Annotated in this window: 8 protein-coding genes; 6 read left to right on the plus strand and 2 right to left on the minus strand. The window is 44.0% G+C overall.

Translation table 11 applies throughout. From position 1 onward, the window contains the following. Window positions 1–51: 51 nt before the first annotated feature. Both BLV86_RS06285 and BLV86_RS06290 read right to left on the minus strand, forming a co-directional pair. Complete coding sequence (locus tag BLV86_RS06285) at window positions 52–5646, minus strand: LPXTG cell wall anchor domain-containing protein (RefSeq protein WP_090815706.1); 5595 nt, start codon at window positions 5644–5646, stop codon at window positions 52–54. A gap of 75 nt (window positions 5647–5721) precedes the next feature. Next, the gene (locus BLV86_RS06290; RefSeq protein ID WP_090815709.1) at window positions 5722–6519 is read right to left on the minus strand and encodes a sortase B protein-sorting domain-containing protein; all 798 of its coding nucleotides are present in this window, start codon (window positions 6517–6519) and stop codon (window positions 5722–5724) included. A 716-nt stretch (window positions 6520–7235) separates the two neighbouring features. On the opposite strand from BLV86_RS06290, the gene BLV86_RS06295 reads away from it, so the two are divergent. The 6 genes from BLV86_RS06295 (at window position 7236) to aguB (ending at window position 14678) form a co-directional block, all read left to right on the plus strand. After that, window positions 7236–8696 (plus strand): aminotransferase class I/II-fold pyridoxal phosphate-dependent enzyme, encoded by a 1461-nt coding sequence (locus BLV86_RS06295; RefSeq protein ID WP_031554600.1) that lies wholly within the window; start codon window positions 7236–7238, stop codon window positions 8694–8696. 61 nt (window positions 8697–8757) lie between these two features. Next, window positions 8758–9618, plus strand: coding sequence for a polyamine aminopropyltransferase (speE, locus tag BLV86_RS06300; protein ID WP_031554598.1), 861 nt, complete (start codon window positions 8758–8760; stop codon window positions 9616–9618). Then, a complete protein-coding gene (locus BLV86_RS06305; protein ID WP_031554596.1) occupies window positions 9615–10874 on the plus strand; it encodes a saccharopine dehydrogenase family protein in 1260 nt (419 codons plus the stop codon). Before speE ends, BLV86_RS06305 begins: the two co-directional genes overlap by 4 nt. Before the next feature lie 182 nt (window positions 10875–11056). Then, a complete protein-coding gene (locus tag BLV86_RS06310; RefSeq protein WP_242873252.1) occupies window positions 11057–12352 on the plus strand; it encodes a carboxynorspermidine decarboxylase in 1296 nt (431 codons plus the stop codon). Between the two features lie 191 nt (window positions 12353–12543). Then, a complete protein-coding gene (gene aguA / locus BLV86_RS06315) occupies window positions 12544–13647 on the plus strand; it encodes an agmatine deiminase (protein WP_031554592.1) in 1104 nt (367 codons plus the stop codon). Between the two features lie 158 nt (window positions 13648–13805). Then, on the plus strand, window positions 13806–14678 hold the full coding sequence (gene aguB / locus BLV86_RS06320; protein WP_090815711.1) for an N-carbamoylputrescine amidase: 873 nt from the start codon (window positions 13806–13808) through the stop codon (window positions 14676–14678). Window positions 14679–14722 lie beyond the last annotated feature (44 nt).

Raw genomic sequence — 14722 nt, forward strand, 5'->3', positions numbered from 1 at the left:
TATCTCTTTGGCAAATTTTGTGGGCGGCTATTGGCCGCCCACGATTAGTGATCAAAGCTGGTTTTCTTTTCTTTTTCTCAAGACAAGGAAGATTCCGCCAAGAGCAACCATAATTGTACCTGCGAGATACATAACGTTTACTCCGATGCTTCCTGTATCCGGAAGTGCAAATTTGATTTCTTCATTTGAAATCGAAAGTACATATCCCTTCGGATAAAGAGGGTTCTCTGAATCATAACTGAAGGTAGTTGCTTCCGGGTTTGCAAAGGCAAAGTAGTAAACATTGTTTTTATCAACCTGGTAACCTTCAGGTGCCTGGCTTTCTACGAGGCAATACTTTTGTCCGTAGGCAAATGCTTCTTCGGTATCAATATCGTTTAATGATATTTCGGCAATACCTTGATCATCGGTTGTAAACTGAATGATTTTTGTTTCACCATCCTCATCCGTATATGTCATTGGTATTCCCTTACACTGGGTCTTTCCTGTGCTGTCTTTTATAGCGGAACCGCTATTGTCAACCTTATAAAGATCAAATACAGCGCCCGCAAGCTTTTTGGAATCCTCTCCCGCCTTATGCTTTACAAGTTTTATGCTGGCTGTGGTTCCTGAACCCTGGGCTGCAAGATAGAACTCAGCGTCAAATTTGGTTTCATCACTTGACCAGAGAAGTGTAGCCTTGTTGGTAAGTGTCACCTTATTGCTTGTAAGCTGAGGTAAAGCATTGTAAGTGATCACAACCTTTGTTTTATCAGGGATGTTAGTAAAGGTAAGCTTATTTCCTTCAATGCTGTACTTTATGTTGTCGGCTTTCTTTACGACTCCGTTCAGATCCTCTTCTGTTATCTCTATGGTTGAGATGTCAATGATCTGGTTTTCAAATTCATCCAGAAGTTTCATGACTTTTTCATCGTTTAAAGTATCCTTGTTAGGATTTATAACGATTTCGTAGTCTGCGAGACCTGTTTCCTTATTGTAAGATCCGTCCTTGTCAAGAATCTGATACTCATAAATGACGTCAGCTTCTGTTTCGAAGGATCCCCACTTAACCTTATTGTTGAAGGTAACGCTTCCTTTACTGTCATTCTTGTTCTGTAATGCAAGAGCTATGGCAGTATCCTTTTTGACCTTAAGGTAATATCTTATTCTGTATGCATCATAGTACTTTCCTGAACCGTCTACAGGTACCTTTGGAATACTTATAGTAAGTTTGTGGTTAGCATTATCTACAGAGATATCAGCTTTTCCGCGATCATCGCCCTGATACCAGACGCTTCCGGTATAGATTGTGCCGTTGTCTGTGGTTCTGTAAGGAACTTCCGTATCCACAAATGAAAGTCTTTCATCATAGGTATCTTCAAATATAAGACCATCCGGATAGGTTCCATTTAAACCGTTAAATGCGATGTCATAAGCAAAAATATAGTAGCCGTCATCAGTAACATAAGGTACGGTGCCATTGTTATCACAGTAGATGCTTCCGGTCTTTCTTATATTACTGTTGACAATGATAACGGTGTCGCCTCTCCATACATAGTCGTCATTAAACAAGAACTTTGCTGTGTTGTAATGACCCTTATATGTTTCGTAGTCATTACCGGATGCTCTCGTTACCCAGTCTGTATTGTTTTTGGATGAATAAGTAATGGTAATGGTTCTTGTGCTTCCTGTACCTGTGAGACCGGTATTGTCATTATTCTTATCAGTACTTATATTCTTGGTTTCATCCTTATAGAAGATAAAGGATAATAAATAACCGTGCTGATTGTCAGAATGGCCTATCAGCTGTTTTGAAACAACACATTTTTCCTTATCTGTTAAACCTGTTATTGTAATATCCTGAGTGGTACCAAACAGGTCATCATAATATTCGTATTTGTAAGGCAGATAATCGTTTATTCTTAAGTAGTTATAACCGTTCGCAGGAACTTCAACAGTAAGCTCCCAGGTTATCTTCTCACTGGTGTAGGATTTTGCCTTCTTTGTGAATTCCTTGTAGTAAGTATACGGATTTACACCGGTTTCTGAAGTTACTGAATCATGGTGATTTGTTTTAACGCTGTTCTTTATGGATAAAATGTCTTTACTTGATCTGTCAACTTTGGTTTTGTACTTTATCTTAAATGAAGCATTTTTTCCGTACTTTTTAACAAAGTTACTATCAGTAGGTATCCTCCATGTCCAACCGTAAACCTTTCCGTCAGAATCCTTAACTAATTCAAGGTCATCCCATTTAACAGTCATATTGACTGTGTCGCTGCCATTTATATAAATATTCAATCCGGTTCCGGTGTAACTGAGATACTGTCTTGAGTTGGCATCGATGGTATCTGTTATATAAGAAAGATTCGCAATACGCTCTTCATTGGCTTCAATTGTATATGTGATCTCTCCGTATAAATTTCCGTCGCTATCTTTAAGTACTCCTCCTACACCATTTGTGTATTTTTTCAGGGTCGAGATGTTGAATATATATTCCTTCTTATTGTTAGAAGGATCTTTATCATCATCGGCAGTGACATTACCTGTATTTCCGGTTGTATCCAGAGTTGCCTTTGCACCATCAGGGACTGAATCGATCTTGGCAAGGTACTCGATATTTACAGATTCTCCATCCTTCATTTCAGGTACTTTTACTGTAAATCCCTTACTGTTTTTATTTTCTACTGTGGCTTTGATACTTCCCTTGTTGCTGGTTATCTTTATATCGCTGCTTGTATCAAGGCTTATAAGGGAACCATTAATGGTATCGGTAACCACTACATTTTCAGAAACACCGTTAGAATAAACATTAACAGTGTAGTGAATCATGCCGTCATTCTTATCATAGTATGCCCACTTATTGATGCTGACATCATGCTCTTTATTTATTTTGATAGTCTTTATTACACCGTTCGGGAATTCGAAATTAACTTCCTCGTTGTTTAATTTACCGCTTATCTCCGCTGTAATCTTTACGTCAGTGGCACTCTGTAAATGCTTAAAGTTCTCATGTTTTGTGTTCCACTGGAAATAAAGTCTTCTTTTCTGAGAGTCTACTATGACTTTGTTTCCGCTTATGGTGTATGTGTGGTCAATGATGACGTCAAAAGTTGTTTCCTTATCTTCTATGTAGAGGCCTGCCGGGATCTCGTAGTACATCCAGGTGGTATCATTAGGGAACTGAACACCTCCGGATACCTCGCTGAAAGAGAGATAAAGGGAATATAGAGTCTTGTTCTTTACTGTCCAGGTATTTCCGTCTGATGACTGCTCGGCTCCGGTTATGGACAAAGAGGACAGGAATTCTTTTATGTCCTCTTCAGGACCGGTTATCTCTGTCAGTATGACTCCATAAGTGGAAAAGGAATCTGTTACCAGTTCCACATTCTTGATTTCACCTTTGGAGTTCTCGTTGATAACGGTATCGTCCATGGAAGTAAGGTCTTCAATATCAGAGATATCATTATTCTTAACGTGTATTACCTTAACCTCTTCATCATCTTCTGATTCTACAGGTTTGATAAAGGTAATCTTAACAGAAACATGTCCATCCGGTTCTATCTTATCGTCTTCCTCGTCAAGGAAGTAAACGTCATAGAGATAAAGGTCAGATACATGACGCTCTTCTTCACTTATTTTTTCATTGTAGGCATTTTCGATGTCAAGTTTTGTCTCTTCATCCAGAGAATCTGCATGGAGAGTTACATTTCCATCAAAGGTTGAAGCTCCGAAAGTTGCTGTAACACGTACTTTTCCGTCGTCAGAAATTACTGTCTTTGTAATCTCCTTATATACATTCAGGCTGCCTGCTGTGCCGCCAAGCTCTATGGTTAGGCAGTCTTCATCTGTGTTGTTTTCAACACGACCCTTGAAGAAAAGTGCGCCTTCGATTGATTTTCCGGATTTTACAAATGCGGTATCAAAGGTGATCTCAATCTCGTTCTTCTTAAGCTTGTAGGTTCCTACGGTCTCATCGCCGGAAATTACTTTGCCCTTTCCTTCAAATTGTGAAGTAAGTCCTTCAGGCATGGAATATGCAGCGACTCTTGTGTCCTTGTCGTACATCACATCCTCAGGGATGGAGAAGTACAGTGTAAGACCGATCTTGTTTCCTGAATCAAAGCTTTCTGACTCGATCCAATCCTCGTGGAACTTCTTAACTGCTGAGGAAATGGTCATATACTCAGAAAGGTCAATGACATCATCATCATCTTCTTCGTCTGCAGAATCCTCAAAAGATTCATCAACAGAATCCTCAACAGATTCATCGGAAGAAGCTTCAGTACCCTCCTCTGTCTGAGCTATTGCAGTCTTATCGGAGTGAGCTGAAATACCGAGCGCCTTTGCTTCTGTGTTTTCAGCTTCAACTTCAGTATCCTCCTCTGTCTGAGCTATTGCAGTTTTATCGGAATGAGCTGAAATGCCGAGTGCCTTTGTTTCTGCTGTTTCATTTGTCTCATCAGAAGAGTCGTGATCTTCATCCTCAGAATTCTCTGAATCGTCTTCATAGACCTCTGCTGTCTCTACAGAATCAGAATCCTCGTCCTCTACGTAAGAGTCGATTTCAAAAAATTCATCTATTTTTATGGAATCGAAATTATTATCCTCGGAGTCGTTTTCATTAGCCGATGCTGTTTCAACTATGTTGGAATCTTCGTCTTCTTCCTCATCCTCAGAGTTATTATCGAAAACTTCATTATCTTCTGCAGAATCGAAAACTTCGGTCTCCTGATCCTCGGAGCTGTTTTTGAGAACTTCATCAGCAACTGCAGAATCAGAATCCTCGTTTTCCTGATCCTCGGAGTCGTTTTCGTTAGCCTCAGCTGTTTCAACTAAGCTGGAATCTTCTTCCTCTTCGGAATTATTTTTGAGAACTTCATCATCCTTAACAGAATCAGAATCCTCATTTTCTTCATCTTCAGAATCATCCTCGAAGATATTTTCAGAAACCTGATTCTCATCAGACTCTTCATCTTCAGAAACGATTTCATCTTCAAAAACGATTTCTTCTTCGTCTGCTTTATCCTCAGCAGCATCCTCTTCTGCTTCGATTTTCTCAAACTCAATTACTGAATCGGTTTCATCAGCCTGGGTTGTTTTGCTGGACTCATCATCGTTGATATCTGTGCTCTTACTTGAATTCTGGCTGTCGTCAGTTTCTGTCTCGGTTTTTTCGAGGTTGCTCTGTGAAGCAATATCAGAAAGCTTTTCCACAACTGTATCAACGTTTTCATGATGCCATGCGAAAACAGCGCCGGTGTCAGTGTCGCGATTGTCCTCGATGATCTTTCTGATCTTTTCGTCTATAAGACGATCCTTCTCACCAAGCTTTTTTGCGAGATCACTTTCAGTCGCAATCTTGTTTCCGTCTTCATCTTCGTCTAAATCAATAATTGGTGAATTGGTCACACCGTTTCTGATGAGAGCTCTTTTGGCTTCGTCCCTGCTGATCTCTCCGTTCTGATACTGATCGATGATCCTGTTAATGACATCATCTTTCTTGCCGGCAAAGGCTACGGTTGTGTTTCCAAAGATAGTTACCATAAAGATAACTATAGACATGATAAGGCTGGTCAGCTGTCTGCTAAGCTTTGAGCCGACTAATGCCTTGATAAAGACAATGGGGTTAAAACCGGTTTTAGTTCTGTTTCTCGTTTCCTTCATACTATTCTCTATACTCTATAATCAAAATTCAAAGTTAAAATTAAATCCGCGGGGTTTAAGCAGTTTTTTAGAGGATCAGCTTCTGTTTCTCTTTACATAAATGATGATCCATGCAAAAAGGATGGATGCTGAGAAACCGGCAATGCTGAGATAAAGCATCATGCGGCTGTTATCACCGGTCTTTGGTGTTCTCTTGGCGCCAAGGACGATTTTCTCTTCGGGACCCTCAACGTCAGGTACTTCCTTTTCACGGCTATCACCAAGTACACTTCCGGGTTCAGGCTCCTGGCCGTCGTTGTCATTACCGTTTCCGCCTCCGTGAGGAGAATTTCCGCCGCCTCCGCTATGAGTTGAACCGCCGTTTGATTTATCCTCGATCTTAGCTTCAAGGGTTACGGCTGAGTTATTGTCATAATCAGGAACCGCTATGAAGCTGGGTGATGAATCGAATTTTGAATTTGTGCTGTAGCAGATGATATAAAGACCGTCTTCGAGATTATCAAAGGAAGCATTGCTGTTTGCATCAGATTTCACAGTGCTCTGTGCAGTGATGTCCTTTTGAGAGATGACACTTTCAAGCTCCGCAGCTTTCTCTGCGATCTCATTGGCAGTCTTTTCTTCATTAATAAATGCGATATCGATATACTCACCGAAATCATCTGTTATTAAATAGGAATAGGTTGAGGCGTCAAATCTGGCCACCTCATAGATTGACAGTTCCCAATCCGGGATCGGAACCTTGTCTGTATCATGAATATTGATTATCTTTATAGAATTGTTTCCGGCAGCGCTGGCTGTGAAAACCGTAAATGCTGTCATCATAAATGCTAATGCCCCCAGCACCAGCTTTCTTGCTCTACTCTTTTTTTCCATAAACTCTATACTCGCATTCTTTAATTTAAGAAACTGTCCCTCAACAGTTTGGTTATGAGCCGGAAGGGCTCAGAAAAGCTAAGATCATGATTGTCGTAAAAAACAAATAATATTTGTCATTTGCGGCAATTCGTATGATAGTACCATTATACTTATAAAACAAATTAAATTGTCAAAAAAATTTAAGAAATTCACAAAATGTGCAATAGCGACACAAAATTTAAAATTTTTTAGTTAAATTTCATAAATAATATAAAAATATTGTAAAACTGTACATTCAAATTAATTTAGCCATATTATAAAAACCGTTTATGAACGTAGTTGAACGAATATGACGGTTTCTTAATAAATGCGGAAAATCAAGCTCCTGAATAAATGCGTAAAATTAAGTTGACATAGAGTTTTTTTCTGATAATCTAAACTCTGATAGAAAGGTAATCCGTTTCTATACAGGCCTGTTGCAGGAACCACGGGTTCACTGTGAAAAGCTCATCGGACAGGGCCGGCCATTGCCGAAGTGGCATTATGCCACATATTGATCGAGTTAAAAGCTCAATTTTATAAGTTGGTTACTTCATAACCAGTGCTTGAAAGCACACTACTTGTGAAACGTTCAATAGGCAATCTGACAGAGGCGGATCTGAAATGATTAAAGGTTGATTACAAGGCAGTGCTGCGAAAAAGCGGCGCTGCCTTTTGTGTTAGGAAGGAAAAACATGAATCCGGAAAGACAAAAAAAAGCACCTATATATGATGCCCTTGAAAGGTTTAGAAAGCTCCACGTGGTACCCTTCGATGTCCCGGGACATAAAAGGGGAAGGGGAAATCCGGAGCTGGTCCGTTTCTTAGGTCAGCAATGTGTAGGTATAGACGTAAATTCCATGAAGCCCCTGGATAATCTCTGCCATCCTGTTTCTATTATCAAGGAAGCGGAAGAACTTGCGGCAGATGCATTCGGCGCAGCCCACTCTTTTCTTATGGTGGGAGGAACGACCTCTGCCGTACAGGCAATGGTGCTTTCCGCCTGCAAAGCCGGGGACAAGATCATACTTCCCAGAAATGTACATAAAAGTGCCATCAATGCTCTCGTGCTCTGCGGTGCAACGCCGGTATATATAGATCCAAAGGTGGATGTGGAGCTTGGGATACCTCTCGGTATGGAGGTTCAGGATGTAAAGAAGGCCATGGAGGATAATCCCGATGCCAAGGCTGTACTGGTAAACAACCCGACCTACTATGGCATCTGCTCGGATTTGAGAACCATCGTAAAGCTGGCTCATGAGCACAACATGCTTGCCCTGGTGGACGAGGCTCACGGAACCCACTTCTACTTCAGTGAGGAGCTGCCCTGTTCCGCTATGGAAGCAGGTGCCGATATGGCTTCTGTTTCAATGCATAAGTCTGGAGGAAGTCTCACCCAGAGCTCTCTCCTTTTGCTGGGACCTGAGATGAACCCGGGATACGTGGGACAGATCATTAACCTGACCCAGACCACCAGTGCTTCCTATCTCCTTATGTCAAGCCTTGATCTTTCGAGAAGGAATCTTGCATTGAGAGGAAAGGAATCCTTCGAGAAGGTGGCCCGCATGGCACAGTATGCACGTGATGAGATAAATGAGATCGGCGGGTACTATGCCTATGGCAAGGAGCTCATTAATGGCGGAAGTGTTTATGATTTTGACGTAACAAAGCTTGCGGTCCTCACAAACAAGATCGGTCTTGCGGGAATCGAGGTCTACGATCTTCTGAGAGATGAGTACGACATACAGATGGAATTCGGAGATATCAGCAATATCCTTGCCTACATTTCCATCGGAGATTCTCTTCTCGACATAGAGCGGCTTGTGGGGGCGCTTTCCGATATCAGAAGGCTTTATGCAAAACCGAAAAAGGATCTTTTTACGGCAGAATACATTTCCCCTGTGGTGGCTACAACGCCGCAGCAGGCATTTTATGCGGAAAAGACCAGGGTGCCTATCAATGAGTGCGCCGGACATATCTGCGGAGAATCCGTAATGTGCTATCCGCCAGGAATACCGATTCTTGCGCCCGGGGAAGTTATCACGAAGGATATCATCGATTATATTCAGTATGCAAAGGAAAAGGGATGCTCCATGCAGGGACCGGAAAGTGATGATATTTCCTACCTTAATGTACTGAAGAAGGGGTCGTTCTAAAAAAATTTTCAGTACTGTTTGAACCGCCGGATAAGAGCGACGGAATGGAGATTAAGATAAAATGGAATTTTGGTTTGAAGAATTACATACAGACAATGTGAAGCTGTCCATACGTGTAGATGCACAGCTGTTTTCCGGGGAAAGCGAGTATCAGAGAATTGATGTTTTCAGGTCGCCGGAGTTCGGGAAATTTCTCTGCTCCAACGGCAGCGTGATCTTTTCCGAGGCGGACGAGTTTGTTTATGACGAGATGATAGTACATGTACCCATGTCTGTTCATCCCGGTGTCAAAAAGGTGCTGGTAATCGGCGGAGGTGATGGAGGCGTTGCCAGAGAGCTTTCCTATTATGATGAGATCGAGGAAATCGATGTGGTTGAGGAGGATCAGCTTTTTATCGATGTCTGCAAGGAATGGTTTCCCGATAATGCCTGCGGTCTCGATGATCCCCGGGTAAAGATCTACAACGAAAACGGTTTAAGATTTCTGAGATCCCGCCACGATCAGTACGACCTTATCATTAACGACTGTACGGATCCCCTGGGACATACAGCAGGCATGTTTACTAAGGAGTTTTACGGCAACTGCTTCGGAGCCCTTCATGAAGACGGAATAATGGTATATCAGCACGGAAGTCCCTTCTTTGACGAGGATGAGGAGTCCTGCCGCGCCATGCACAGGAAGGCTTTCAGAAGCTTTCCGATAAACAGAGTTTACCAGGCTCATATCCCCACCTGTCCGGCAGGCTGCTGGCTCTTCGGTTTTGCCAGCAAGAAGTATCATCCGCTGAAGGATTTCAACGGTAAAAGATGGAATGCGCGGAATATCAAAACCTGGTACTACACAACACATTTGCACCGCGGAGCATTTATGCTGCCGCGTTATGTAGAGGATCTTTTAAGCGAGGAGGAAAATAAGATATGAGTAGAGTTCTTGTAATCGGCTGCGGAGGCGTTGCACAGGTGGCTATCCAGAAATGCTGCCAGAACAGTGAGGTTTTCGCTGAGCTTTGTATCGCAAGCCGTACAAAATCAAAATGTGATGCCCTTAAGGAAAAGCTTGAAGGGAAAACTTCCACTGTTGTTACAACCGCACAGGTTGACGCGGATAATGTGGATGAGGTTATAGAGCTCATCAGGTCCTATCAGCCTGATGTTGTTCTCAATGTTGCACTCCCCTATCAGGATCTCACAATCATGGATGCATGCCTTGCCTGCGGAGTACATTATGTAGACACAGCAAACTATGAGCCGGAAAACACCGAAGATCCTGAATGGAGAAAGATCTATGAAAAGCGCTGCAAGGAGCTTGGCTTCTCTGCATACTTTGATTACTCATGGCAGTGGGCCTACGATCAGAAATTCAAGGATGCGGGACTTACTGCTCTTCTGGGAACCGGCTTTGATCCGGGAGTTACCAGTGTGTTCTCGGCTTATGCATTAAAACACTATTTTGACGAGATCCATACCATAGACATCCTCGACTGTAACGGCGGAGATCATGGCTATCCTTTCGCCACAAACTTTAATCCTGAAGTAAATCTTCGTGAGGTAAGCGCTCCGGGAAGCTACTGGGAGGACGGTCACTGGGTAGAGGTTCCCGCCATGTCCATAAAGAGAGAATATGATTTTCCTCAGGTGGGAATGAAGGATATGTATCTTCTTCATCATGAGGAGATCGAGGCCCTCGCAAAGAATATTCCGGGAGTAAAGAGAATCCGTTTCTTCATGACCTTCGGACAGAGCTATCTTACACATATGAAGTGTCTGGAGAATGTGGGAATGCTTTCCACCACTCCTATCAATTTCAATGGTCAGGAGATCGTGCCTATTCAGTTCCTGAAGGCGCTTCTTCCGGATCCTGCATCTCTCGGACCGAGAACTGTGGGAAAGACCAATATCGGCTGTATCTTTACCGGAGTTAAGGATGGAAAGGAAAAGACCATCTTTATCTATAATGTCTGCGACCATCAGGAGTGCTACAAGGAGCTTGGCAGCCAGGCCATCAGCTACACAACCGGTGTTCCGGCCATGATAGGTACTGCCCTTGTTGCAAGCGGTGTATGGAACAAGAGGGGAACCCTCACAACGGATGAGTTTGATCCGGATCCATACATGGAGATGCTCACAAAGTTCGGTCTCCCATGGGTGGTTGATGAGAATCCGGTAACTGTTGAATGAAGGTTTAACTACCGAATAGAAAAATGCAGGTTTCGTGCCCGGCACGCATTCCCTGCATTTTCTTCTGATAAAGCATTTGATAATCAGCCGGAATATATAATTCAGAAGTCCTGAAACAACGTGAATTCTTTAGTTCAGACAAATGAAGACGCTGTAGCTGTGTTAGTGTTTAGGTGTATGAAGTGGAAATCAAGGAATTGAAAACACCGGTATATCTGGTGGACGAAAAAAGAATAGAGGATAATCTCCGTATCCTGAAGGGTGTGGAGGAACGGACGGGATGCCATATACTGCTTGCCCAGAAGGCATTCTCCATGTTCCGGATTTATCCCCTTATAAGAAAATATATCTCTGGAGCAACTGCCAGCGGTCTTTTCGAGGCCAGGCTTGCACATGAGGAAATGGGCGGGGAGAATCATGTGTTCTCTCCTGCCTTTACTCATGAAGAGATGGTGGAGCTTTGTGAGATCTGCGACCATATCAGTTTTAATTCACTGAGGCAGCTGGAGCTCCACAGACCGGTCTGGGAGGGGGCTAAGCCGGGCCCGGATTCGGAAATGGATTTCAAAGAATATCCGGGTATGAAGGCCGGAAAGGATGTGCTCTCCCACGGGGATTCCTGTGAAGGTTCCGGTGAGGACTCCGTCAGGAATTTTAAAGATAACTCAGGTGTGACATCTGAAACCCATTACGAAAAACAACACCGGGTCAGTGTCGGACTTAGGATCAATCCGGAGTTTTCCACCCAGGAGGGGCACGAAATATACGACCCTTGCGCTCCCGGTTCACGTCTCGGTATCCGGAGGAAGGATATGCCGGAGCATTTGCCTGAGGGAGTTGAAGGTATACATTTCCATACCCTCTGCGAGCAGGGGGCCGAGCCTCTGGCTGCTACTGTCAGGGCTGTGGAGGAAAGCTTCGGAACATATCTCAGGGAAGCAAAATGGGTGAACCTCGGGGGCGGCCACCATATCACAAAGCCGGGATACAATCTCGCGCTTCTGGAAAAGACCATAGGTCATCTCAGGGATACCTACGATGTTCAGGTTTATCTGGAGCCGGGGGAGGCTATCGCCCTTGATGCCGGTTATCTTTACACGAGGGTAATGGATATAGTTGATAATACTCTCCCCATCCTCATTCTGGATGCCTCCGCTGCCTGCCATATGCCGGATGTGCTGGAGATGCCATGCCGTCCGCCTCTTCGTGACGGTGGTATGCCCGGGGAGAAGCCTTTTACCTGCAGACTTTCCTCAAGAACCTGTCTCGCAGGGGATGTCATCGGGGATTACAGCTTTGACAGAATGCCGGAAATCGGAGACACCCTGGTTTTTGAAGACATGGCCATCTATTCCATGGTGAAGAACAATACCTTTAACGGTATGCCTCTTCCTGATATCGGACTCCTGCATGAGGATGGTTCCTGCGAGATTGTGAAGAGCTTCGGATATGAGGATTTTAAATGCCGGCTTTCGTAGTACATATGGTTTTCCTGTTTGATTATTACATATGACAGAAAAAAGATCGGAATATATAGCCGATTAGATTGACATCTGTGTGTCAGAAATAAACGGCGGAAAACATGCATTTATAGATGAGGAGCTTATTGGCTCTTCATCTGTGTTTCAGAGAAAAAGACTGAAACCGGAAGTTTATAGGAGAAAGGTTTATGCTGATCAAAGACAGAATCCCGTCAGAGGACGGATTTTATATGCCGGCTGAGTTTAACGAGCATGAAGGTACTCTTCTCATTTGGCCAACGAGACCCGGAAGCTGGGGTGTGGACCCGTCAAAGGCTCAGGCGGCCTTTTGCGAGATCGCAAGGGTACTGTCCCGTAATGAAAAGGTATGGTTCCTTTGTGACAGCGAGCATAAAGAGGAAGCCTCGGCTGCTCTCTCAGACTGTGCTGAGATCCTGGAGATACCTACGGATGATGCCTGGGCCAGGGATGTGGGACCTACCTTTGTTACTGACGGTAAAGAGTTGAGAGGCATTAACTGGAAATTCAACGCCTGGGGTGGGGATTATGACGGTCTCTATGCTCACTGGGATAAGGACGATGCTGCCGCCGTCGGGTTCTGCGAGGCACTGAAAAAAGATATCTATGACTTCGGGGACTTCGTTCTGGAAGGCGGTTCCATCCATACTGACGGAGAAGGAACACTTCTTGTAACGGAAACCTGTCTTCTCAGTAAAGGAAGAAATCCGGAGCTCAGTAAAGAGGAAATAGAAAAAAGGTTGTGTGATGCCCTGGGGGTTAAAAAGGTTTTATGGCTGCCATATGGCATTTACAATGATGAAACCAACGAACACGTGGATAATGTCTGTGCCTTTATACGTCCCGGGGAAGTGGTGCTTGCCTGGACCGATGACGAAGCGGATCCCCAGTATGCCATGTCAAAGGCTGACTATGACTACCTTTCCGGGATTACGGATGCAAATGGAAGGAAGCTCATCCTTCATAAGCTTCCTGTGCCGGAGCACCCCATACTTATCGGTGATGAAGACGTAGATAAGTATGAGTTTGAGGAGGGCGAGGACATTCGCACCGAAGGGGAAAGGCTTGCGGCAAGCTATGTGAATTTCTATTTCGGAAACAAAACGGTGCTGGTGCCTCAGTTCGGAGGAGAAAACGCTGAAAGCGATGAAAGGGCTCTTAAGCTTTTCAGAGAGCTCTGCCCTGACAGAGAGGTTGTGGGGATATATTCCATGGACATACTGCTGGGTGGCGGGAACATTCACTGCATAACGCAGCAGGTGCCGATGGCGTGAGCTTTGGAATGAGGAGTGGCTGCATGTCCGGTGGATCCGGTATGCAGTGCCGGATTTTGTTAAGTGGTTTTAAATGGGATAACCTTCATGCCGTCATTGAGAGTAAGAACATCAGATGCCGGATCTTATTGTAGAGAAGATTCAGAGAGGATTATTTTATGAGTTCTGTTAAAGCAGCAGCCATTCAGATGAGCTGCACTGAAAGACCCGAGGATAATATAGCTCATGCTGAGGAGCTTGTAAGAAAGGCTTATGAGCTGGGGGCAAGGATCATACTGCTTCCTGAGCTTTTTGAGAGACCTTATTTTTGCCAGGAGCGAAGGTACGAGTACTATGACTATGCTCTTCCCACGGAAGAGAATTCGGCGGTTAAGCATTTCAGTAAGCTTACGGAGGAGCTTTCGCTGGCAATGCCGGTGAGCTTTTATGAAAGGTCCGGGAACTGTCTTTACAATTCCATCGCAATGCTTGATTCGGGATCTCTTATGGGAGTATACAGAAAGACTCACATTCCGGATGACCACTACTATCAGGAGAAGTTTTATTTCACCCCAGGGGATACAGGCTTTAAGGTCTGGAATACCAGATATGGTAATGTTGGCGTCGGGATATGCTGGGATCAGTGGTTTCCCGAGACCGCAAGATGCATGGCTCTGATGGGGGCGGATATACTGCTCTATCCTACCGCAATAGGAAGCGAACCTATACTTGAGGTTGACAGTTCGGGACATTGGCAGAGAACCATGCAGGGACATGCAGCAGCCAATATCGTTCCGGTAATGGCCGCAAACCGTTACGGTCTCGAGAAGGTTGAACCCTGTGAGGAAAACGGAGGTCAGTCCTCTTCTCTTACCTTCTACGGCAGCAGCTTCATCACGGATGAAACCGGAGCAATACTTCGGCAGGCCGGCCGTGACAAGGATGAGATCCTTATATCCGAATTCGATTTTGACAGAATAAGAAAAGACCGCCTGTCCTGGGGCTTATTCAGGGACAGACGTCCGACGTGCTATAGTAAAATCTGTGAATAGTAATTGAGATCCAATTGGAATTGCATATGTATGACAGAAATCAA

The organism is Oribacterium sp. KHPX15 (assembly GCF_900107835.1).
Lineage (GTDB): Bacteria > Bacillota > Clostridia > Lachnospirales > Lachnospiraceae > Oribacterium.

Excerpts from the sequence above, each read along its gene's own strand:
- BLV86_RS06285 (WP_090815706.1), bottom strand. The coding sequence starts at position 5,646 with ATGAAGGAAACGAGAAACAGAACTAAAACCGGTTTTAACCCCATTGTC.
- BLV86_RS06290 (WP_090815709.1), bottom strand. The coding sequence starts at position 6,519 with ATGGAAAAAAAGAGTAGAGCAAGAAAGCTGGTGCTGGGGGCATTAGCA.
- BLV86_RS06295 (WP_031554600.1), top strand. The coding sequence starts at position 7,236 with ATGAATCCGGAAAGACAAAAAAAAGCACCTATATATGATGCCCTTGAA.
- speE (WP_031554598.1), top strand. The coding sequence starts at position 8,758 with ATGGAATTTTGGTTTGAAGAATTACATACAGACAATGTGAAGCTGTCC.
- BLV86_RS06305 (WP_031554596.1), top strand. The coding sequence starts at position 9,615 with ATGAGTAGAGTTCTTGTAATCGGCTGCGGAGGCGTTGCACAGGTGGCT.
- aguA (WP_031554592.1), top strand. The coding sequence starts at position 12,544 with ATGCTGATCAAAGACAGAATCCCGTCAGAGGACGGATTTTATATGCCG.
- aguB (WP_090815711.1), top strand. The coding sequence starts at position 13,806 with ATGAGTTCTGTTAAAGCAGCAGCCATTCAGATGAGCTGCACTGAAAGA.